Source organism: Bradyrhizobium sp. B039, assembly GCF_038965675.1.
GTDB classification, from domain to species: domain Bacteria; phylum Pseudomonadota; class Alphaproteobacteria; order Rhizobiales; family Xanthobacteraceae; genus Bradyrhizobium; species Bradyrhizobium diazoefficiens.
Genome location: NZ_CP152416.1, coordinates 2,883,792 through 2,906,120, shown reverse-complemented (window position 1 = coordinate 2,906,120; position 22,329 = coordinate 2,883,792). Strand labels below are relative to the sequence as shown.

The 22,329-nt window shown below is 65.4% G+C and carries 19 protein-coding genes; 8 read left to right on the top strand and 11 right to left on the bottom strand.

Going from position 1 to position 22,329, the window contains the following annotated elements; genetic code table 11:
• Positions 1 to 2 precede the first annotated feature (2 nt).
• On the top strand, positions 3 to 872 hold the full coding sequence (locus AAFG50_RS13650; protein WP_028172355.1) for a fumarylacetoacetate hydrolase family protein: 870 nt from the start codon (positions 3 to 5) through the stop codon (positions 870 to 872).
• A 25-nt stretch (positions 873 to 897) separates the two neighbouring features.
• Complete coding sequence (locus tag AAFG50_RS13645; protein ID WP_028172356.1) at positions 898 to 2,523, top strand: thiamine pyrophosphate-dependent enzyme; 1,626 nt, start codon at positions 898 to 900, stop codon at positions 2,521 to 2,523.
• Here the strand turns inward: AAFG50_RS13645 and AAFG50_RS13640 are convergent.
• The 5 genes from AAFG50_RS13640 to AAFG50_RS13620 all read right to left on the bottom strand — a co-directional run bounded on the left by AAFG50_RS13640 (position 2,501) and on the right by AAFG50_RS13620 (position 7,523).
• On the bottom strand, positions 2,501 to 3,745 hold the full coding sequence (locus AAFG50_RS13640; protein WP_028172357.1) for an MFS transporter: 1,245 nt from the start codon (positions 3,743 to 3,745) through the stop codon (positions 2,501 to 2,503). The genes AAFG50_RS13645 and AAFG50_RS13640 overlap by 23 nt on opposite strands.
• Positions 3,746 to 3,803: 58 nt before the next feature.
• A complete protein-coding gene (alkB, locus tag AAFG50_RS13635; RefSeq protein ID WP_028172358.1) occupies positions 3,804 to 4,457 on the bottom strand; it encodes a DNA oxidative demethylase AlkB in 654 nt (217 codons plus the stop codon).
• Between the two features lie 9 nt (positions 4,458 to 4,466).
• Positions 4,467 to 5,213 (bottom strand): 2OG-Fe(II) oxygenase, encoded by a 747-nt coding sequence (locus tag AAFG50_RS13630; RefSeq protein WP_028172359.1) that lies wholly within the window; start codon positions 5,211 to 5,213, stop codon positions 4,467 to 4,469.
• A 281-nt stretch (positions 5,214 to 5,494) separates the two neighbouring features.
• Positions 5,495 to 6,181, bottom strand: coding sequence for a DUF2848 domain-containing protein (locus AAFG50_RS13625; protein WP_028172360.1), 687 nt, complete (start codon positions 6,179 to 6,181; stop codon positions 5,495 to 5,497).
• Complete coding sequence (locus tag AAFG50_RS13620; RefSeq protein WP_028172361.1) at positions 6,174 to 7,523, bottom strand: amidase; 1,350 nt, start codon at positions 7,521 to 7,523, stop codon at positions 6,174 to 6,176. Before AAFG50_RS13620 ends, AAFG50_RS13625 begins: the two co-directional genes overlap by 8 nt.
• Before the next feature lie 179 nt (positions 7,524 to 7,702).
• Between AAFG50_RS13620 and AAFG50_RS13615 the strand changes: the two genes are divergently transcribed.
• The 4 genes from AAFG50_RS13615 to AAFG50_RS13600 all read left to right on the top strand — a co-directional run bounded on the left by AAFG50_RS13615 (position 7,703) and on the right by AAFG50_RS13600 (position 11,527).
• Positions 7,703 to 8,116 carry a Zn-ribbon domain-containing OB-fold protein gene (locus tag AAFG50_RS13615; RefSeq protein WP_028172362.1) on the top strand — a complete coding sequence of 138 codons (414 nt, stop codon included), beginning with the start codon at positions 7,703 to 7,705 and terminating at the stop codon, positions 8,114 to 8,116.
• Positions 8,117 to 8,119: 3 nt separating this feature from the next.
• Positions 8,120 to 9,259, top strand: a complete 1,140-nt coding sequence (locus AAFG50_RS13610; RefSeq protein WP_011085742.1) for a thiolase — start codon at positions 8,120 to 8,122, stop codon at positions 9,257 to 9,259.
• Between the two features lie 106 nt (positions 9,260 to 9,365).
• On the top strand, positions 9,366 to 10,280 hold the full coding sequence (locus AAFG50_RS13605) for an SDR family oxidoreductase (RefSeq protein WP_028172363.1): 915 nt from the start codon (positions 9,366 to 9,368) through the stop codon (positions 10,278 to 10,280).
• 128 nt (positions 10,281 to 10,408) lie between these two features.
• Complete coding sequence (locus AAFG50_RS13600) at positions 10,409 to 11,527, top strand: SMP-30/gluconolactonase/LRE family protein (protein ID WP_028172364.1); 1,119 nt, start codon at positions 10,409 to 10,411, stop codon at positions 11,525 to 11,527.
• Between the two features lie 90 nt (positions 11,528 to 11,617).
• Here AAFG50_RS13600 and ppc read toward each other — a convergent pair whose 3' ends face one another.
• The 6 genes from ppc to AAFG50_RS13570 all read right to left on the bottom strand — a co-directional run bounded on the left by ppc (position 11,618) and on the right by AAFG50_RS13570 (position 19,559).
• Positions 11,618 to 14,416 carry a phosphoenolpyruvate carboxylase gene (gene ppc, locus AAFG50_RS13595; RefSeq protein ID WP_028172365.1) on the bottom strand — a complete coding sequence of 933 codons (2,799 nt, stop codon included), beginning with the start codon at positions 14,414 to 14,416 and terminating at the stop codon, positions 11,618 to 11,620.
• A gap of 128 nt (positions 14,417 to 14,544) precedes the next feature.
• The gene (locus AAFG50_RS13590) at positions 14,545 to 14,949 is read right to left on the bottom strand and encodes a YccF domain-containing protein (RefSeq protein WP_028172366.1); all 405 of its coding nucleotides are present in this window, start codon (positions 14,947 to 14,949) and stop codon (positions 14,545 to 14,547) included.
• Between the two features lie 49 nt (positions 14,950 to 14,998).
• Positions 14,999 to 16,084 (bottom strand): rhomboid family intramembrane serine protease, encoded by a 1,086-nt coding sequence (locus AAFG50_RS13585; RefSeq protein WP_028172367.1) that lies wholly within the window; start codon positions 16,082 to 16,084, stop codon positions 14,999 to 15,001.
• Positions 16,085 to 16,171: 87 nt separating this feature from the next.
• Positions 16,172 to 16,966, bottom strand: coding sequence for an enoyl-CoA hydratase-related protein (locus AAFG50_RS13580; RefSeq protein WP_028172368.1), 795 nt, complete (start codon positions 16,964 to 16,966; stop codon positions 16,172 to 16,174).
• 122 nt (positions 16,967 to 17,088) lie between these two features.
• On the bottom strand, positions 17,089 to 18,633 hold the full coding sequence (locus tag AAFG50_RS13575) for an acyl-CoA synthetase (protein ID WP_028172369.1): 1,545 nt from the start codon (positions 18,631 to 18,633) through the stop codon (positions 17,089 to 17,091).
• A 116-nt stretch (positions 18,634 to 18,749) separates the two neighbouring features.
• Complete coding sequence (locus tag AAFG50_RS13570) at positions 18,750 to 19,559, bottom strand: crotonase/enoyl-CoA hydratase family protein (protein WP_028172370.1); 810 nt, start codon at positions 19,557 to 19,559, stop codon at positions 18,750 to 18,752.
• Positions 19,560 to 19,664: 105 nt separating this feature from the next.
• Here AAFG50_RS13570 and AAFG50_RS13565 point away from each other — a divergent pair, with 105 nt between their 5' ends.
• Complete coding sequence (locus AAFG50_RS13565; protein ID WP_028172371.1) at positions 19,665 to 20,537, top strand: SDR family oxidoreductase; 873 nt, start codon at positions 19,665 to 19,667, stop codon at positions 20,535 to 20,537.
• 214 nt (positions 20,538 to 20,751) lie between these two features.
• The gene (locus AAFG50_RS13560) at positions 20,752 to 22,329 is read left to right on the top strand and encodes a fatty acid--CoA ligase (protein ID WP_028172372.1); all 1,578 of its coding nucleotides are present in this window, start codon (positions 20,752 to 20,754) and stop codon (positions 22,327 to 22,329) included.

Sequence of the window (22,329 nt, the reverse complement as noted above, 5' to 3'; positions counted from 1 at the left end):
CGATGAAGCTCCCTCGCCTCGCCACCTATTCCGTCAAGGGTGAACCCAGGTACGGCGCCGTCCTCGAGGGCGGCATCGTCGATCTCTCCGCGCGCTACGCCAAGGATTATCCGACGCTGCGCGAGGTGATCGCCGCCGGAAAGCTCGTCAGCCTTGCCGAGGAAGCCGCGGGCCGCACGCCGGTTCACGCGCTCGGCGAGATCACCTGGCTGCCGCCGGTGCCTGCGCCGGAAAAGATCATCTGCATCGGCGTCAACTATCCCGACCGCAATGCCGAGTACAAGGACGGCCAGGACGCGCCGAAATATCCGAGCATGTTCATGCGCTCGCCCCGCTCGTTCGTGGGCCATGATACGCCGCTGGTGCGCCCGCGTGCCTCCGCGCAGCTCGACTATGAAGGCGAGATCGTGCTCGTGATCGGCAAAGCCGGCCGGCACATTCCGGAAAGCACGGCGCTCGACCACATCGCCGGACTCACGCTCTGCAATGAAGGCTCGGTGCGCGACTGGCTTCGCCACGCCAAGTTCAACGTCACGCAGGGCAAGAATTTTGATTCCAGCGGCAGCCTCGGCCCGTGGCTGGTGCCTTACATGCGGGAATCCCAGATCGCCGACATCAGGCTCACCACACATGTCAACGGCGAGCTGCGGCAGGACGACCGTACCAGCCGGCTGATGTTTCCGTTCCGCTACCTCATCAGCTATATCTCGACCTTCGCAACGCTGGTTCCCGGTGACATCATCGTGACGGGCACGCCAACCGGCGCTGGTGCACGGTTCGATCCGCCGCGATACCTGAAGCCCGGCGATGTGATCGAGATCGAAGCCGAGGGCATCGGGCGCCTGCGGAACGGCGTCGTCGACGAAGCCTGACCAACGATTGAAATGGAATAGCAGAATGACCACCCTCACCGGCGGCGAAGCGATCGTAAGCGGCCTTGTCGCCCATGGCGTCGACACCGTGTTCGGCCTGCCCGGCGCGCAAATCTACGGCCTCTTCGACGCCTTCCATCAGGCGCAGCTCAAGGTGATCGGCGCGCGGCACGAGCAGGCCTGCGGCTACATGGCGTTCGGCTATGCGCGCTCCAGCGGCAGGCCCGGCGTGTTCAGCGTGGTGCCGGGTCCCGGCGTGCTCAACGCCAGCGCGGCGCTGCTCACCGCATACGGCTGCAACGAGCCGGTGCTGTGCGTCACCGGCCAGGTGCCGACGCAGTTCCTCGGCAAGGGCCGCGGCCATCTGCACGAGATGCCGGACCAGCTCGCGACCCTGCGCACCTATGTGAAATGGGCCGACCGGATCGAAACGCCCGGCAACGCGCCGACCACCGTGGCCCGCGCCTTCCAGGAGATGACCTCCGGGCGGCGTGGTCCCGCCTCGGTCGAGATGCCCTGGGATATTTTTACTCAGCGCGCCGACACCGCCGCCGTAGAGGTGCTGGAGCCACTGCCCGCGCCACTACCAGATCCTGATCTGATCAAACAGGCGGCCGCGCTGATCAAGGCGAGCAAAGCGCCGATGATCTTCGTCGGCAGCGGCGCGATCGAGGCGGGCGAGGAGATCCTCGAGCTCGCCGAGATGATCGATGCGCCCGTGGTCGCCTTCCGCAGCGGCCGCGGCATCGTCTCCAACGCGCACGAGCTCGGCCTCAACATGGCCGCCGCCTACAAACTGTGGCCGAACACCGATCTCATGATCGGCATCGGCACGCGGCTGGAGCTGCCGACGATGTCGCGCTGGCCCTACCGCCCCGACGGGTTGAAGAGCATCCGCATCGACATCGATCCAGTCGAGATGCGGCGCTTCATCTCAGACACCGCCATCGTCGCCGATGCCAAGGCGGCGACCGCCGATCTCGCCGCCGCCGTGCGCAAGGCCGGCTACGGCAAGACCGCCGGCCGCCGTGCCGCGATCCGCGAGGCCACTGCGACCGCGCAAACCGAAATCCAGCGCATCCAGCCGCAGATGGCGTATCTGAACATCCTGCGCGAGATGCTGCCGGCAAACGCGATCGTGACCGATGAATTGTCGCAGGTCGGCTTCGCCTCCTGGTATGGCTTCCCGATCTACGAGCCGCGCACCTTCATCACGTCAGGCTATCAGGGCACGCTCGGCTCCGGCTTTCCGACCGCGCTCGGCGCCAAGGTGGCGAACCCGGACAAGCCGGTGGTGGCGATCACCGGCGACGGCGGCTTCATGTTCGGCGTGCAGGAACTTGCCACCGCCGTGCAGTTCAACATCGGCGTGGTGACACTGGTGTTCAACAACAACGCCTATGGCAATGTCCGTCGCGACCAGCGCGAGCGCTTCGACGGCCGCGCGGTGGCGTCCGACCTCGTCAACCCGGATTTCGTCAAGCTCGCGGAATCCTTTGGCGTGGCGGCGGCGCGCGTCACCGCACCGGACCAGTTCAAGGCGGCGATGGAGAAGGCGCTTAGCCACGGCGGGCCGTATCTGATCTCGGTCGAGGTGACGCGGGACTCCGAAATCAGCCCGTGGGCGTTCATCCACCCGCCGAAGCCTTGAGGCCGGGCGCGCCCTGAAGTCGCGCCGCCGCGATCACCAACAGGCCCGCGCCTGCGACCGACCAGCAGGCGACCGGGGCCCAGTGCAGCAACGGCGCGTACTCGGGCATCTTCTGCAAGCCGCCGGCGACCGCCGCCATCCGCGCGAAGGTGCCGAGCGCCAGCGCCGAGAACACGAGGCCGGTGACCTTCCCCTCCGCACCGGTCGAGCCGATCGCCAGCGCGGCCGAGATCGCGCTCATCAGCATGCAGCCCCAGGCCGCGCCGGCGAGAAACTGCGCGGCGATCAGCGTGTTGAGGCTGCCGGCAAGCTCCGCCGCCGCGATCGCGACCGCTCCAAGCAATCCGGCGGCGCCCATCACGATCAGGCCGCCACGGTGCTTGACGACGAGGCTCGCCGGAAACATCGCGATGTTGAAGCCGATCCAGAACACCGGCATCAACCACTGCAGCTCGTCCGGCTTGGCGAACCGCAGATAGAACGGCGCGCTGTTCATGGCGAAGTGCAATTGATAGCCGAGCGCGAGCGCCACCATCGCGACGATGAAGGCGATCGGCACCAGGCCAAGCGGCTTGGCCGCCTCGGCCGGCGTCGGCGGCGAGGTGTCGCGCGCCACATCGTACTCGATCCGCGACAGCCCGAGCGCCGTCAGCAGCAGCACCGCGCCGGAGATCACGAAGGGCAGCCGCGCGTCGTGCTCGCGCAGCATCACGCCGAGATAGGGCGAGACGGCGCCGGCGAGGCCATAGCCCAGCATGGCCAGCGCCGCGAGAAACGGCACCTGCGGCCTGGCGCGGTACTTGCCGAGCAAGGTCAGCGGCGGCGCGCGCAGGGCCGACGACGTGACCGACCAGACCACGATCAGCGCGATCAACCCTACCTGCGCACCCGCGCCGACCCCGGCCACGAAAGGCAGCGCGACGAAGGCCGCGCACGAGATCGCCGCGAGCACGCCGACGAACAGGCCGAGCCGCCCGACGACGGGCGCGATCCTGTCGGCCGCGATCCCCATCGCGGTATCGGCAATGGTGAAGATCGCCTGGTCCAGCATCAGGATGAAAATCACGACCGCCGGCGCGAGGCCGACATCCGCCGCGAGCCTTGGCAGGTAGACGACGTAGGTCGTCCAGCCCAGCGTGAATACCAATTGCAGCAGGGCGAGATAAAGTCCCGTGCGAGCCGCGTTTGTGCTCGCGCCAGTCGAGACCTGTGCAGTGGTCATGTCGCTGCCTCCCCCCCTCGCCGAAGCTTAGACGACGGCAAGGCCCTAAGGAACTGCTTCAGAGCACCTTGCGGAAGGTCAGATTGATGCGCTGCCGGCCGAGCAGCGCGTGCTCGCCGTCGGCCAGCGGCGCCACGCCGTGATAGGCGAGCCTGCTGGCCCCGCCCCAGACCACGACGTCGCCATGGACGAGCCGGAAGCGGCGCGGCTTGTCGCTGCGCGCCATGCCGCCGAACAGGAAGGTCGCGGGCAACCCGAGCGAAACCGAGACGATCGGCGCGGCGAAATCGAGCTCGTCCTTGTCCTGATGCAGCGACAGCCGCGTGCCCGGCTCGTAACGATTGACGAGACAGGCCTGGGGCGAAAAGCCGTCAAAACCACCCTGCTCCGCCGCGCGGCGGGCGAGATCGCGGAACACCGGCGGCATCGCCGGCCATGGCGCGCCGGTTCGCGGATCGATCGGGTCGTAGCGATAGCCGGTGTGATCGGTGATCCAACCGCGCTCACCGCAATTGGTCATCGCCACGGACATCTGATAGCCACCGGGCGTGGTCATCCGCCGGAATGGCGATTGCGCCACGATCGCGCGCGCGGCGGCAATCAGCTCGCTCTCGATCGGCCTGACGAAGCCGCGCAGCAAGACGGCGCCGTCGGCGATCTCCTCGCGCGAGGGCTGCGCCTCGGCGACGCTATCAAACAAATCCGCCGTCAACGCCTGCGCTCATTTGGCATCATGAAAAATCACACCCAGCGTGTGGCGTTGGCCGGACCTGATGCGGCTGACGCCATGGCGGAGGTTAACCCGGTAGGTGCCGCGTGTCCCTTGCACCGGACGGTGATGCACAGCGAAAGCGACGGCGTCGCCCTGCGCCAGCGGCACCACCTCGGCGCGGGACTGCATGCGCGGGCGTTGCTCGGTCAGCACGAATTCGCCGCCGATGAAGTCGCGGCCGGGCTCGGACAGGAGGATCGCGACCTGGAGCGGGAACACGTGCTCGCCATAGAGGTCCTGGTGCAGGCAGTTGTAGTCGCCCGCCTCGTATTGCAGCAGCAGCGGCGTCGGCCGCGCCTGCCCCGCCTCGTGGCAACGCTTCAGGAACGCCGCGTGCGCAGCGGGGTAACGAATGTCGATCCCCATCGCTTCGTTCCAGCGATTGGCGACGCCTTGCAGGTGCGCATAGAGCGCCGGGCGCAGCTGCGCGATGAGATCAGGCAGCGGATAGGAGAAGTACTTGTACTCGCCGCGGCCAAAGCCGTGGCGGCCCATGACGATGCGGCTGCGGAAGTGCGCGTCATCGGGATAGAGCGCGGCGATGGCGCGGCATTGGTCGGGGCTGAGCAGGCCCTTGAGGACGGCGCAGCCCTGGGTATCGAGGTCTCCGGTGATCTGGGGCCAGTCGAGGGCATCGACCTGGGAGGCAACGTCAGTTCCGGATTCAGTTGCGGCAATACGTTTGGCGACGCCCATGGCTCATCCTATCCACATCCGTCATTCCGGGGCGCGCCCTCTTGGGCGCGAGCCCGGAATCCATCAAGCCGCAGAGACTGCGGATGAATGGATTCCGGGCTCGCGACGTCGTCGCGCCCCAGAATGACGGAGGTTGTGTCGCAAGTCCTGACGACCGTAACCACCCGATTTCCGACTGCCTCCCCGTCATTGCGAGCACAGCGAAGCAATCCAGAATCCCACCGGGGAACCAGTCTGGATTGCTTCGTCGCAAGGGCTCCTCGCAATGACGGTGGAGAGCCTCAGCCCCTCACCGGCAACGTCACCACGTCGTACCCATGCCTGATCGTCCGCTTCAGCACGGGATCCTCCAACTCGAACTCGAACCGGTCGGCGGGGCGGATGCCGCCCTTCGCGGCGAAGGTGCCGCCGAACATGGCGCAGCCGTCGGGGAACCTGGTGCCGTCGAAGCCGCGCGCGATCAGGTCGGCGACGGGGAGCATCGCGTCGAGCGTGCCCTCCTGGTAGAGCACGCGCTCGCCCTTGATCGTGGCGTAGGAACGCAAAATCATCCTGTCCCAGTGACCGATGACGTCCTCGAGCTCCCACAGCACTGACGCAATCGGCTTGTCGCACATCTGCTTGGAGACTGTGACGTTGTAGGCCTCGACCTTGCGGTCGGTGTGATCGGAGCCGCAGCCGACGAAGATGCGGCCCTGCCAGCCGATCAGCACGAACTCGACCTCGCCGGACGAGTCGCCGCCGCAGCACTCGATGCGGTCTTCCATGGTCAGCCTCCGCGCCGAGGCGCGGTAGTAGATCGGGGTCGAGGCCGGCGGGGCGATGCCCATCTCTTGCAGCTCGGCGATGTGCTTGTCGCGCGCGACGGGATCGCGGCCGGTCCAGCCGGCGATGACCATCTGGTCGATCGCCAGCGTCAGCGGCGTGGTGGCGTCCTGGGCATCGACGGTGAAAGTCAGGTCAAACACGAATTACGGCCTCCATGCCGGCAGCAAGTTCAAAGATACGGCGGTCCGATCCGCCCGCACCCGCCAGCATCAGGCCGACGGGAACGTCGCCCTCGCGATGTGCGGGCAGCGAGATGGCGCAGCCGTCGATCATGTTGATCAGGGTGCAGTTGCGCAGCGCGCGCAGGTTCTGGGTGGTGAACGCCTTGTCGTCGGCAAGGTCGGCAATCTTCGGCGGGGTGTTGGCGGTGGTCGGCAGCACCAAGGCGTCATAGGGGGCGATGTGCGCATTGACGCGGGCGATCAGCGAGCGGCGCTCGTTGAGAAGATCGATGTAATCCGCCGCGCTCTGCGCCTCGCCGCGCATGATGCGCACGGATACGCGGGGATCATAGACGTCCCCCTTGGTCGTGATGAGATAGCGGTGCCAGGCGTAGCTCTCGGACGCGGCAAAGCCGCCCTTGGCGTTCATCGGGCCGATATCGTGGAATTCGGCCATCTCGATGCGATCGATGATGGCGCCGTGATCGGCCAGCGTTTTCAGCGCGCGCTCGAACGTCTCGGCCACAGCCTTGTCGAGGTCGTCGAGCGCAATCGTGGTCGGCACCGCCAGCCGCATGCCCTTCACCGGGCGCGGCCTCAGCGCGACGACCGGCTCGTTCGCGAGCACGGCGTCGAGTATGGCACAGCAGCTGACCGATCGCGCCAGCGGCCCGATGCTGTCGAGCGAGAACGACAGCGGCACGGCGCCGTCGAGCGGCACGCGACGCTGCGTCGGCTTGTAGCCGACGATGCCGTTGAAGGCGGCCGGAATCCGGCAGGAGCCGCCGGTGTCGGTGCCGAGCGCGCCATGCGCCATGCCGTCGAGCACGGAGACCGCCGCGCCCGAGGACGAGCCGCCTGGCACGTGGCCCTCGGCCCGGTTCCAGGCGCCTTTGGGCGTGCCGTAGTGCGGATTGATGCCGATGCCGGAATAGGCGAACTCGGTCATGTTGGTGCGACCGATCAGGACGAAGCCGGCCTTGCGCAGCCGCTCGACCGTCGCGGCGTCGTGCTCGGCCGCCGGGGAATCGTCGAGCGCGCGGGAGCCGGCGCGCGTCACCTGGCCCTTGATGTCGAAGAGGTCCTTGATCGAGATCGGGATGCCGGCATAGCGCGACGGTGCGGCCTTGACCTTGCGCAAGGCGTCCATCGCATCCGCCGCCGCGAGCGCGGCGTCCTTGTCGACGTGGATGAAGGTGCGCTGGCCCTCGCCGGCGGGGTCGGCGATCCTGGCGAGACAGGCCTCGACCAGCTTGCGGGAGGTGGTGCGGCCGCTTTCGAGGTCTTCGGCGAGCTTCGCCAGTGTCGGAAAATCGGGCATGTCTGTCTCACGGAATATTTGCGCGCGCAATCTATAGCGCTGCTTCAGTTCGACACAAGCATTGTGCGCATGATGGCATGCATGCGCATTGCTGGACCGTTGACGCGCCATGGTCGATTGTCGCATCAAGGTCGAAGCAGGCAGGCACAAAGGCCTGCCGCCCGGGAGGACCCGCCGACATGGCCGAACCGCAGCGCGCGCGACCGAAACCGACGCCGGAGACCCAGCATTTCTGGGACGGCACGAAAGCGGGCGAACTGCGCCTGCAGCGCTGCGACGCCTGCGCGCATGTCTACTTCCCGCCGCGCCCGTTCTGCCCGTCCTGCGCCTCGCGCAAGGTCAGCATCTTCAAGGCGAGCGGCAAGGGTTTCCTCTACAGCTACGTGATCAACCACCGTCCCGCCGCGCCCGGCTTCACGCCGCCTTATGCGATCGCCGTGGTGGAGCTTGCCGAGGGACCGCGGATGATGAGCAACATCATCGACTGCCCGCAGACCCCGGAAGCGCTCGAACTCGACATGAAGCTCGAGGTCGCCTTCCAGGAGCTCGACGACAAGATCACCCTTCCCGTCTTCCGTCCGGCGAAGGGGTAAGCCATGCGCAGCAACCAGGTTGCCGTCGTCGGCGCGGCCGAGACCACCGAGCTCGGAATCGTCCCCAACGCCTCGCAGCTCCAGCTTCACGCGGACGCCGCGCTCAACGCCATCGCCGATGCTGGGCTGAAGCTCTCCGACATCGACGGCTTTGCCACAGCGGTCGAAACGCCGCAGCAGGTCTGCCACTATCTCGGCATTAGGCCTACCTGGGTGGACGGCACCTCGGTCGGCGGCTGCTCCTTCATGCTGCATGTTCGTCATGCCGCCGCGGCGATCGAGGCCGGCCTGTGCAAGACCGTGCTGATCACCCATGCCGAGAGCGGCAAATCGATGATCGGCAAGCTGCCGCGCTCGACGCCGGCGGACAGCCTCAACGGCCAGTTCGAGGCGCCCTATGGCGTCTATGGTCCGCCCAGCATGTTCCCGATCCCCGTGTTGCGCTTCATGAAAACCTACGGCATCACCCACGAGCAGCTTGCCGCGGTCGCGGTGGTGCAGCGCGAATGGGCGGCGAAGAATCCGCGGGCGATGATGAAAGACCCGATCACGGTCGCTGATGTCCTCAATTCGCGCATGATCGCCTATCCGTTCCGCCTGCTGCAATGCTGCCTCGTCACCGACGGCGGCGGCGCCCTGATCCTGACCTCGGCCGACCGCGCCAGGGATTTTCCGCGCAAGCCCGTCTACATCATGGGCACCGGCGAGAGCGTGGAAACGCCGATGGTCAGCCAGATGGAGACGTTTAATTCCTCGCGCGCGTTCAAGACCGCGGGTCCCCTCGCGTTCAAGGAAGCCGGCATCGCGCACAAGGACGTCGATCATCTCATGATCTACGACGCGTTCGCGCATCTGCCGCTGTTCGGCCTCGGCGATCTCGGCTTCATGCCGCATGAGGAAACGGGGAAGTTCATCGCCGACGGCAACACGCGGCCCGGGGCTAAGCTACCGCTCAACACCAATGGCGGCGGTCTCTCCTACATGCACTCGGGCATGTACGGCATGTACGCGCTCCAGGAGAGCGTGCGCCAGATGCGCGGCATCGCGCCGGCGCAGGTGCCGAACGCGAAGATTTCGGTGTGCCATGGCGTCGGCGGCATGTTCGCGGCATCGGGCACGATCGTGTTTACGAACGAGAGGTAACGCACCGTCATTCCGGGGCGCGCGCAGCGCGAACCCGGAATCTCGAGATTCCGGGTCTGGTGCTTCGCACCATCCCGGAATGACGGGCATAACAGGAGGCACCCACATGACAAAATCACTGCAAGACAAGGTCATCATCGTCACCGGCGCAGGCCGCGGCATCGGGCGGGAGATCGCGCTGCTCTGCGCGGCGGAAGGCGCCAAGGTCGTCGTCAACGATCCCGGTGTCGCCGCCGACGGTGCCGGCTCGAGCGCTTCTCCCGCCGAGGAAGTCGTCGAGGAGATCAAGAAGCGCGGCGGCGCGGCGGTTGCCAATTTCGAGTCGGTGGCGGAAGCGATTCCCGCCAGCAAGATCGTGAAGACCGCGACCGATCATTTCGGCCGGCTCGACGGCGTCGTCAACAATGCCGGCATTTTGCGCGACATGATCTTCCACAAGATGAGCGTGGAAGCGTTCGAGGCCGTCATCAAGGTGCATTTGATGGGCTCGTTCTACGTCAGCCACGCCGCGGCGCGGATTTTCCGTGAGCAGGAGTCCGGCTCCTTCGTGCACTTCACCTCGACCTCCGGCCTGATCGGCAACTTTGGCCAAGCTAACTACGCCGCCGCCAAGCTCGGCATCGTCGGCCTGTCGAAGTCGATCGCGCTCGACATGGGCCGCTTCAACGTCCGCTCCAACTGCGTCTCGCCGTTCGCCTGGACCCGCATGATCGGCACCATCCCGACCGAGACCGAAGCCGAGAAGGCGCGCGTCGAGAAGATCAAGCAGATGGGCCCGGAGAAGATCGCGCCGGTCTGCGCCTATCTGCTGTCCGATGCCGCCAAGGACGTCACCGGACAGATCTTCGGCGCGCGCATGAACGAGCTGTTCCTGTTCAGCCAGAACCGCCCGCTGCGCTCGGTGCATCGCAGCGAAGGCTGGACGCCGCAATCGATCGCGGAACACGGCATGCCGGCGCTGAAGGGCTCGTTCTACAAGCTCGACCGCTCCGCCGACATCTTCCCCTGGGATCCCGTGTAAGGATCCGTCCAGCCGCATTTCCGGCATCCCTGCCCTGCGATCTCTGGTTGTCTCGATCAGAGATCGCCCCGGTTTACGCCCGATTGCAGGCGGATGCTGTCCTCCCAACAAAACTTTGGGAGGAAACCATGACAAGAATACTGACCAACTCCGACGATACGACTGCAAGCGAGCGTGGCGGTCTCGACCGCCGCACTCTTCTCAAGGGCGCGGCCACGGTGGCCGCAACCGCCCTGCTCGCCTCGCGCGCTGACGCCCGCGAGTTCGGCGCCAATGCCGAGCCGCAGCGCTATCCCGACCCTGACATCATTGCCATCGACCCCAAGCGCTTCAAGGCCAAGGTCGGCAACACCGCGATCAAGCGGCTCTATACCGGCTGCCTGTGGGCGGAGGGACCGGCGTGGAATGCGCAGGGCCAATATCTCGTCTGGAGCGATATCCCGGCCAACCGGCAGCTGCGCTATCTCGACGACGACGGGCACATCTCCGAGCAGTTCCACAAGCCGTCGAACGAGGCCAACGGCAACTCGTTCGACACTGAGGGCCGCCAGATCAGCGCCGAGCGCACCCGCCTCGTCCGCTACGAGCATGACGGTTCGGTGACGACGCTGGCCGAGCAGGCTGGCGGCAAGCCGCTCAACGGCCCCAACGACATGGTCGTGCACCCCAACGACAAGGCGATCTGGTTCACCGATCCCGGTTATGGCGCGATCAGCATCTACGAGGGCAAGCTTGCCAATACCGGCTCGTTGCAGCCGTATCAGAAGGAAGCGGTCTATCGTCTCGACACGCAGACCGGACAGGTCGCGAAGGTCGCCGACGAGCCGTTCAAGCCGAACGGCATCGCATTCTCTCACGACTACAAGAAGCTCTATGTCTGCGACACCGGCATCACGCATTATCCGCAGGCGGAGAACGTGGTGTGGTCCTACGACATCGACGGGTCGAAGCTGTCGAACCCGAAGCGGCTGATCGACATGAAGCTCGACGGCAAGTCAGGCTTCCCCGACGGCCTGCGGGTCGACACCGAGGGCAACATCTGGGTCGGCGCCGGCTGGGTCGGTCCGGGCTATGACGGCGTGCAGGTGTTCGCACCGAACGACGGCGCGCGCATCGGACAGATCCTGCTGCCCGAGACCTGTGCCAATGTCTGCTTCGGCGGCAGGAAGAGGAACCGCCTGTTCATGACCGCGAGCCAGTCGCTCTATGCGGTCTATGTGGAGACACAGGGGGCGCATTTCTGTTGATGTGTGCGCCGTCATTCCGGGGCGGCTCGCAGAGCCGAAATCTCGAGGTTCCGGGTTCGCCCTTCGGGCGCCCCGGAACGACGGCTGAGGTTAGCCCGTATTCCTCAGCCCCGCAGAGATACCGTTGATGGTGAGCTGAATCCCGCGCAGCACCTGTTCGTCCGGGTTCTGCGCGCGGTGCTCCCTCAGCAGCTCGACCTGCACGTGGTTGAGCGGGTCGAGATAGGGGAAGCGGTGGCGCACGGAGCGTTCGAGCAGCGGGTTGCCTTGCAGCAGCCGGTCCTGGCCCATGATGTCGAGCAGCGTCTCGATGCAGGAATGCCATTCGCGGCGGATGCGGCCGAAGATTTTTTCGCGCAACGCCTCATCTGGTACGAGCTCGGCATAACGCGAGGCGATCGCGATCGAGCTTTTCGCCAGCACCATGTCCATGTTCGACAAGAGCATGCGGAAGAACGGCCATTCCTTGTAGAGCTCTTTGAGGAACGGCATGCCCATGTCGGGATGCTCGGCGATCCATTGCTCGACCGCGGTGCCAAAGCCGTACCAGCCCGGCAGCATCAGGCGGCATTGCGCCCAGGAGAACACCCAGGGAATGGCGCGAAGGTCTTCGATCGCGCGGGTCTTCTTGCGCGAGGCCGGGCGGCTGCCGATGTTGAGCGTCGCGATCTCGTTGATGACGGTCGAGGCCCAGAAGTAATCGACGAAACCGTCGGTCTCGTAGACAAGGCCGCGATAAGCCCTAAAGGCGAGACTCGACAATTCGTCCATTGCAGTGAGGTATTCGCGGCGCGGCGCGCTCTGGCGCGGATGCAGCAGGCTCGCCTCCAGCGTCGCGGCGGCGAGGATCTCCAGATTGTTGCGGCCGACTTCGGCGTTGGAATATTTCGACGAGATGATCTCGCCCTGCTCGGTGATGCGGATCTGGCCGTTCACGGCGCCGCCGGGCTGCGCGATGATCGCGTCGTAGCTCGGCCCGCCGCCGCGGCCGACCGAGCCGCCGCGGCCGTGGAACAGGCGCAGGCGCACGTGATGGCGCTCGAACACGTCGACGAGGTTGATCTCGGCCTTGTAGAGCTCCCAGCCCGAGGTGACGAAGCCGCCATCCTTGTTGCTGTCGGAATAGCCGAGCATGACCTCCTGCACGCTGCCGCGGCTGTCGACCAGGCGGCGGTAATCGTGCAGCGACAGCATGCGGTCCATGATGGCGCTGGAGGCCTGCAGATCCTCGATGGTCTCGAACAGCGGCACGATGTTGATCGCGCTGCGCCCGGAGGGATGGACGAGGCCCACCTCCTTGAGCAGCACGGCGACCTCGAGCATGTCCGACATGCCCTTGCACATCGAGATGATGCATTGGGGGATCGCGTCCGAGCCGAACTTCGCATGCGCCTCCGCGGCGGCGTGGAAGACGTTGAGCTCGCCCATGGTCTCGTCGCTGTACTTGACGAACGGGGACACCAGCGCGCGCGTGCTGCGGAGTTCGTTGGTGAGCAGCGAGATGCGCGCGTCCTCGCCAAGCGCGAGATAGGACATGCCGGGGTTGGCGGCGTCCATCAGCTCCGCGATGGTGCGCTCGTGCACCGCCGAGTTCTGGCGGATGTCGAGCCGCGCCAGATGGAAGCCGAAGCAGTCCACCGCGCGGCGCAACAGCCGCAGCCGGCCGCGGGCGATGACGCGGGCGTTGTTGGAGATCAGCGAACGGTGCAGCACGTCGAGATCGGCTTGCAACTCCTTGACGCTCTCGTAAGGCCTGCCCTTGCCGACCGGCCGGCGCGTGATCTCGACCTCGAGCGCTTCAGCCGTCGCCGTCAGGCGCGCATAGATGCCGGAGACCGCGAGGCGATACGGCTCGCCGCTCCGGTGCGGCGACGTATCGGGCGAGCGTTCCGCCAGCGTGCGCAGCTCCTCGGAGACGTCGGCGAGATGGGCCGCAATCGACAGCTCGGAGCCGAGCACGTGCAGCTCGTTCAGATAGAACTGCATCACCCGGCTCGACTGCAGCCGCAGCGTGCCGCGCATGACGTCGGCGGTGACGAAGGGATTGCCGTCGCGATCGCCGCCGATCCAGCTGCCCATGCGCAGGAACGAGGCGAGCTCGCTGGCCGCCTGCTCGCTGTCCTCCTCCAGCCGGTCTTCCAGCACGTTGACCAGCCGCGGCACCTCGCGCAGGAACGTGTAGTCGTAGAAGGACAGGCCGTTGGCGACCTCGTCGAGCACGGTGAGCTTGGTCCGGCGCAGCAGATTGGTCTGCCACAGCGTCAGCACTTCGCGGCGAAGCTGCTCGTCGCTGGCGGCGGCCTCGTCCTCGGTCAGCGCGACGCGCTCGCGGCGGTCGAGCAGGCTAGCGACCTCCATCTCTCGGTCCATGGTGCTCTTGCGGCGGACCTCGGTCGGGTGCGCGGTCAGCACCGGGCTGACGAGCGCGGTCTTGAAGAAGTTGCGCAAGGCGTCAGGGCCGATGCCCGCGGCCTTGGCATGCGCCAGCGTGTCCGCCAGCACGCCGGAGCCGCCGTTCTTGGCTGCGGTGCGGGCGCGCATCTGGCGGATGTTGTTCTGGTCCTCGGCGATGTTGGCGAGGTGGGAGAAATAGCTGAAGGCGCGGACGATCCGCACCGTCTCGGAGGTCGACATGCTGTCGAGGATCTGCTCGAGCTCGCGTCGGGCGAGCCGGTCCTCGTCGCGGTGGAACCGGATCGAGGTCTGGCGGATGCGCTCGACCAGGTCGAACAAGTCGGCGCCCTCCTGGTCGCGCACCGTGTCGCCCAGGATGCGTCCGAGCAGGCGAATGTCGTCCCGCAGCCGGGCGTCCGCCTCCAGCGCCTGGACGTCCTCCGGGCGGTTGGGGCGGGAATCGGCGGCATCGGATGGTAATGTCTGGAGGGACATGGCTCGCTCCCCTGGTTCGAGCTCGCTTGACTGCCCGGCTCAGCCGAGTGTGCAAGTTTTTTGCCGCAGCGCAAGGTGAAGTTGGGGGCGGCGCACACTTGGGGTGTTACTTGGGACCGGGACTGCCGCTAGGCCGGCACGATCACCTTCCCGATCGGCCACAGCGCGATCCCTGCGAGCTTCAGGTGGGCCCAGGCAAAGGGGATGCCGATGATGGTGATCGCCAGGACCAGAGCGGTCACGAGGTGGCCGAGCGCCAGCCACCAGCCGGCCAGCACGAACCAGATGACGTTGCCGATCACGCCGAGCGGGCCGGTGCCGATATCCTCGACACCCGTGACCTCGTAGCGGCTGACCGCTTTCGAGCCAAACGGCAGCAGCGTGTAGACGGCGATGTTGAACGCCGCCCGCGCCCAGGGCAGGCCGATGATGGTGACGGCCATGATGACCGCGGCGACCAGCCAGCCGAACGCCATCCAGGCGCCGCCGATGAGGATCCAGAGCAGGTTGAGCAGGATGGAAACAGGGGCCATGGGATTATCCGGAGGTCGGTGATCCCTCTTTATAGCACGCCTTCCGCGGTCATAGTCCACGACGCCGGCCGCGTTCGGCACGCAACGACGTGCCGACGAATCCAACATCCTCGATCCCGCGCGAAATCTCCTTCGAACAGAGCCAAAGCGTCACCGCAGCGGCGCCAATCGCGGCCAGCCCCGAAATGAGAACAGGATTGGGGCAGAATATGACGAGAAGATTATCGAGCGGAACGGAGCCAGTTGGCCAGCGTGGGCTGCAGGTAGATGCCAAAGCCCCACCGGAAAGCATCACGGCCGCAGCGTTCGCTCCGGCCAGAACCGTCACGACGATCGCGAGGCCTTTCTTCATGGCGAGGATGAGATCAACCATCTTCACGACGGCACAACATGCGGCCACGACGACGAGGGCCGGGCTCCATCCGGCGCCCCCGGCGGCGATCGCCTGAGCCTGGCCGCTCCAGGCCCACAGTGCGGCAACGCAGGCAAGCAGGGTGAGATTGACCTTTACCGCTTCCGGAAACTTGCACCGAAGCACATGGATATTCGCCTTCTCGATGAGGTCCAGCAATGCGCAGGCGATCAAGCCAGCTGCAAAACCACCAAGATGGACACCCCAGTCAATCCGTGAATTGCCGAACGCAAACGCGATGTTCAATCCGATGTTGATCGCGAAGAAATCGAACCCGACATCGAGCTTGCCGAGAATCCACAGGCAAAGCAGCGCGCCCAGAATGCCCGACGTGGCGCCGGACGCGCCGACCGTCAAATAGGGCGTGGAATGAATGCCATTGCCGATGACGGCGCCGAACACCATCGCGCAGAGGTAGATGATGAGGAAATAGGCCGGTCCCACCCGCCGCTCGAGATGCCCGCCCCACAGCACCAGACACAACATGTTCATCGTGAGGTGGACGAAATTGACGTGCAGGAAGCCGTAGGCGAGCAGTCGCCAATACTCATGCCGCGCGATTGCGGTCGTGTACATGCCCCCGTAGCGATACAGCAACTCCGCCGGCGCCGACGGACCGCCCGCCTGGATGAAGCAAAACCCCGACGTGAGGACCGTCACCGTCATCAGCGCGTAGACGGCCGCATGAGGGACTTCGAAGAAGCTGGCGCGGAATGAGGGCATAGGTGATCGCAAGCGGCTGGAGCGGGACCGCCAATCTAGCCGAGCCGATCCATAATTGCCACTCCTGCGTGTGCCAGCCGACCTGGCCTACCGCCCCTCGAACTTCGGCTCGCGCTTCTCCATGAAGGCCTTCATGCCCTCGGCCATGTCCTGGGTTTTGAACAATGGCAGGAGTTGGAGATAGACGTGGTGGACGTGGTCGGAGAAGTTCTCGTTGAGGCCCATCCGCATCATACGCTTGGAGGCTTGCACCGCGAGCGGCGCGTTGGCGGCGATTTCGCAGGCAATCGCAGTGGCGCGGCTCATCAAGTCGGCGTCCGGCACGACCTCGTTGGCAAGGCCCCAGTCCAGGCACTCGCCTGCGCTCAGCGTGCGGCCGGTGAAAATCAGCTCGGAGGCCTTGGCCCAACCGAGCATGCGTGGCAACAGCCAGGTGCCGCCGGATTCCGGCACCACGCCGCGCTTGACGAAGGCTGCGGCGAGTTTTGCGGATTCCGCCATGATGCGGATGTCGCAGCCGAGCGCGGTGTCCATGCCGTAGCCGGCGGCGCCGCCGTTGACGGCACAGATGGTCGGCTTGTCCATCGCTTGCAAGACCGTCGGCGGTGTGTTGCGCAGGTTGATCGTGGTCGGCGAGGACGCGGCGCTCAGGCCATTGCCGTCGCGCTCCTTGCGCAGGTCGAGACCCGCGCAGAACGCCCGCCCCTTGCCGGTGAGGATCACGACGCGGACGTTCTTGTCCTCATTGGCCTCGGTCAAGAGCCGCGCCAGATCGTTCAGCATCGGCCCGGAGATCGTGTTCATGCGCTCCGGCGCATTCAGCGTGATGGTCGCGATGTGATCGGCGACTGTGTAGAGGACTTCGTTTGCGGCGTCGGTCATGACTAATGTTTCCCCGTCCTGTGTCTCGTAGGGTGGGCAAAGGCGCGCTTGCGCCGTGCCCACCATCAGCAACCTCAATTGTCATGGTGGGCACGCTCCGCTTTGCCCACCCTACGCATTCTTCAGATCTTTCGCCCCGCCTGCTCCCAATAGGGATCGCGCAGGCGGCGCTTGAATATCTTGCCGGAGTCTTCGCGCGGCAGCCCCGAGCGGATCTCGATGTGCTTGGGCACCTTGTAGTCGGCGAGCGAGGTCTTCAGCCGCGCGCGGACATCGGCGGCATCGAGTGTGATGCCGGCTTGCGGCTCAACCACCGCCATCAATGCCTCGCCGAATTCGGCGTCGGGGATACCGAACACCGCGCAATCATGCACGCCGGGCACGGCGTGCAGCACGGACTCGATCTCGGCCGGATAGATGTTGACGCCGCCCGAGATCACCATGTCGCGCTTGCGATCGCAGATGAAGACGTAGCCGTCTTCGTCGATGTAGCCGACGTCGCCGGAGGTGATGAAGCCGTCGCGGTCGATCTCGGCGCGCTTCTCCGGCTTGTTGTGATAGGTGAAGTCGGCCATCTCCGCCATGCGGGAATAGATCTCGCCGATCTCGCCCACGCCGAGCACGCGGCCGTCATCGCCGATGAAGCGCAGCTCGGCGCCAGGAGAAATCTTGCCGACGGTGCCGGGCTTCTTGAGCGCGTCCTCGGAGGTCGCAAAGGTGACGGCGCTGGATTCGGTCGAGCCGTAGAATTCGTAGATCACGGGCCCCCACCAGTCGATCATGGCGCGCTTGACGTCGGCCGGGCAAGGCGCTGCCGCGTGGATGATATGGCGCAGCGAGGAAACGTCGTACTTCTTGCGCACCTGTTCCGGCAGCTTCATCAGTCGGATGAACATGGTCGGCACCATGAAGACGGTGTCGATCCTGTAGCGTTCGATCAGCTCCAAAAACTCTTCCGCCTCGAAGCGCGGCATCAGCACCAGCGTGCCGCCGAGTTTTCCCGCGCGGATGCCGAACGAGTTCGGCGCGGAATGATAGAGCGGGCCCGGCAGGATCGCGCGGGCGCCCGGCTTCAGACCATAGATCATCGCGCGCATGCGCTCGCCGGCGGCCTGCTGCTCCGGCGTCGGCGCATTACGCCGCACGCCCTTGGGGTGGCCGGTCGTGCCTGACGTATAGATCATGCTCATCGGCTGCGGCACGATTGGGCCGTCATAAGGCTGATGCTGCGCGAGCCAGGATTCGAAATCGATCGCGAAGTCCGGCGTCGCCAGATGATCCGGATCGATCTTGTAACTGGACAGGATCTCCGGCGGCGTCGGCACGCTGAGCATGGTGACGCCCTTGGGAATCGCATCGCGCAGGGCGTGCAGCATGTCGGCATGTCCGATCAGCACGGATGTGCCGGTATCGTTGAGGATGTAGTTGATCTCCTCTGGCTTGAAGTGCCAGTTGATCGGCACGCCATAGGCACCCAGCCGCATCGCGGCGTAGGCGGCCTCCAGGAAGGCGATGTCGTTGCGCATCAGCATGCAGACGCAATCGCCCGGGCCGACGCCGATCTTGCTGAGGCCGTTCGCGATGCAGTCGGCGCGATTGGCGACCTCGGCGTGGGAACGGCGGCGCTCGCCGGAGACGATGCCGAGGAACTCTGACGTTTCGCTCATTGTTGTTTTTCTTTGTTGTGGTTAGTGGCCGTCATTCCGGGGCGATGCGCAGCATCGAACCCGGAATCTCGAGGTTCCGGGTCTGGTCCTTCGGACCATCCCGGAACGACAGAGAACTAATCCGCAAACTTCGGCGCGCGCTTTTCCAGATTGGCACGGACCGCCTCGGTCTGGTTCGCACTGCCGATCAGCTTCTGCTGCTCGACGGACTCGGCGAGCAGCGCCGGGCCCGGATCGACTGAGAGATTGTTGAGCAGGCGCTTGGCGGCGCGGATCGCATCGGGGCTCTTGCCGGCGATCTCGCGCGCGACGTCGAGGGCGGCGGCGCGTGGGTCGTCGCAGATGCGCGTGGCGAGGCCGTAGGTCATCGCCTCCTGCGCGGAGAAGATGCGCCCGGTGTAAGTGAGATCGCGCAGGATGTCGTCGCGCACGAGACTGGCCAGGATCGGCGTGCCCGCCATATCAGGCACGAGGCCCCATTTGATCTCCATCACCGACATCCGCGCATCGGGGGAGAGGAAGCGCATGTCGGCGCCGAGCGAGAGCTGGAAGCCGCCACCGAAGGCAACGCCGTGCACGGCTGCGATTACGGGAACAGGAAGCTGGCGCCATCCCCATACCGCCTGTTGCGGAAAGTTCGCCTGGCCATGCGTGCGCTTGGTGAGATCGCGATTTTCGCCACCCGGAATTCCGTTGCCGCCCTTTTCCTTCATGGCGGCAAAACGCCCCATGTCGAGACCGGCGCAGAAAGCGCGGCCCTCGCCGGAGAGCACGACGACGCGCACGCCTTTTTCCTTCGAAAGCCGTTCGGTGGCGGCAACCAGCGCCTCGAACATGGCCTGATCGAGCGCGTTCATCTTGTCCGCGCGCACCAGGCGCACGTCGGCGACGCCTTCCGAGATCGAGATCGAGACGCGCTCTTCCATGGATGAATTCTCCCCTGTTCTTGTTCAGTGCCGCTTTACAGGAAGCCGGCGGCCGGATTTAGTCAATCGATCAATTAACCGACAATCCCTACGGGGGAAACACCCATGTTCAAGGAAAATCTTCTGGCCGGCCGGCGCATCCTCGTGACCGGCGGCGGCACCGGGCTCGGCAAGTCGATGGCGGCGCGCTTCCTCCAGCTTGGAGCCGAAGTGCACATCTGCGGCCGACGCAAGATCGTGTGCGACGAGACCGCGACCGAATTGATGGATCTTTATGGCGGACGCGTCACCAGCCACGGCGTCGATATCCGCAACGCGCTCGCGGTCGAGGAGATGATCGAAAACATCTTTCGCGAAGCGCCCCTCACCGATCTCATCAACAACGCCGCCGGCAATTTCATCTCGCGCACCGAAGAGCTGTCGCCGCGCGGCTTCGACGCCGTCGCCAACATCGTCATGCACGGCACGTTCTACGTGACGCATGCGGTCGGCAAGCGCTGGATCACCTTGAAGCAGCCGGGCAACGTCGTCTCGATCACCACGACCTGGGTGCGCAACGGCTCGCCCTATGTGGTGCCGTCGGCGATGAGCAAGTCGGCGATCCACGCCATGACGATGTCGCTTGCGACCGAATGGGGCCGCTACGGCATCCGCCTCAACACGATCGCGCCCGGCGAAATCCCGACCGAGGGCATGAGCAAGCGCATCAAGCCGGGCGACGAGGCCGGCGCGCGCACCAAGGCGATGAACCCGATGGGCCGCGTCGGTACCATGGAGGAGTTGCAGAACGTCGCCGTGTTCCTGATCTCCGGCGGCTGCGACTGGATCTCCGGCGAGACCATCGCCATGGACGGCGCCCAGGCGCTCGCGATGGGCGGCAATTTCTACCAGCTCCGCGACTGGAGCGACGACGACTGGAAGACCGCGCGCGAGAGCATCATGGCCCAGAACGAGAAGGACCGGGCGAAGCGGGGGTAGCCGCTCTCTCCGTAGTCGTCCTGGCGAAAGCCAGGACCTACTACCACCGAATGTCGTTTGGCGAAGATTGGTCATGACCGGTCTTCGCCAAATTGCGTTTTACGGCTATGGGTCCTGGCTTTCGCCAGGACGACGGCGGGGCTCCCCCATCTTGTCTTCACTCGCGGATGACGCCACACTCGGCGGCATAAGAACAAGACGTCACGGGAGGAACATGTCCACACAGCCATTGGCGAATCTCGCCGACATGGTGCGCGAGCGCGCGACGAGTCGCGGCAATGCCACCGCCTACGAGTTCGAGGGCCGCGTCACCAGCTTCGTCGCGTTCGACATCAAGACCAACAAGGTCGCCAACGCGCTTCTGGCGATGGGCGTGAAGAAGGGCGAGCGCATCGCCTATCTCGGCAAGAACAGCGACTTCTATTTCGAGCTGCTGATGGGCGCGATGAAGGCCGGCGTGGTGATGGCGCCGGTGAACTGGCGGCTTGCCGGACCCGAGGTCGCCTTCATCGTTTCGGATTGCAAGGCGCCGGTGCTGTTCGTCGGGCCGGAGTTCATCACACTGGTCCGCCAGATCAAGGACCGGTTGCCTGGCGTCCGCACGATCATCACCACCGAAGGCGGCGCGCCGGAATGGCAGGATTTTACGGCCTGGCGCGATGCGCAGAGCAGCGACGATCCGAAGGTACCGATCGATACGAAAGACATCGCGATCCAGCTCTACACGTCAGGCACCACGGGCAAGCCGAAGGGCGCGATGCTGAGCCACGCGAACTTCCTCAACCTGGTGCAGACAGGCAACGCCGCGGACAAGCCGGAGTGGAACCGGTGGTCGACCGACGACGTGTCGCTGGTCGCGATGCCGATCTTCCACATCGGCGGCTCGGGCTGGGGCGTGATGGGTCTCTATCACGGCGCCCGCGGCGTGATCGCACGCGAGTTCGATCCGACCAAGGTGCTGGATTTCTTCGAGCAGTCGGGCATCACGAAGCTCTTCATGGTGCCGGCAGCGATGCAGTTCGTGGTGCGGCAGCCGCGCGCGAAGACAGTCGATTTCTCCAGGCTGAAATACATGCTGTACGGCGCCTCGCCGATTCCGGCAGCGCTGCTGAAGGAGTGCATCGAGGTCTTCAAATGCGGCTTCGTGCAGATGTACGGCATGACCGAGACGACAGGCACCATCGTCGCGCTGCCGCCGGAGGATCACGTCGAGGGGCTGGAGCGGATGCGCTCGGCCGGCAAGGCGCTCCCCGGTGTCGAGATCGCCATTCTGGATGCGGACGGCAAGCCGCTGCCGCCGCGCCAAGTCGGCGAGATCGCGACGCGCTCGGGCTCCAACATGGCGGGCTACTGGAATTTGCCGGAGGCAACCGCGGCGACGCTGCGCGGCGACGGCTGGCTGCGCACCGGCGATGCCGGCTACATGGACGAGGACGGCTATCTCTACATCCACGACCGCATCAAGGACATGATCATCTCCGGCGGCGAGAACATCTATCCCGCCGAGGTCGAAAGCGCGCTGTGCGATCATCCTGATGTCGCCGAAGCCGCCGTGATCGGCGTGCCCGACGATAAATGGGGCGAAGCGGTGAAGGCAATGGTGGTGATGAAGCCCGGCAAGCAGGCGACCGCGACCGACATCATCAACTTCACCCGCGAACGCATCGCCGGGTTCAAGACGCCGAAGAGCGTGGAGTTTTTGCCGTCGCTGCCGAGGAATCCGAGTGGCAAGATTTTGCGGCGGGAGTTGCGCGAGCCGTACTGGGCGGGGAAGGATCGAAGGGTGAATTAG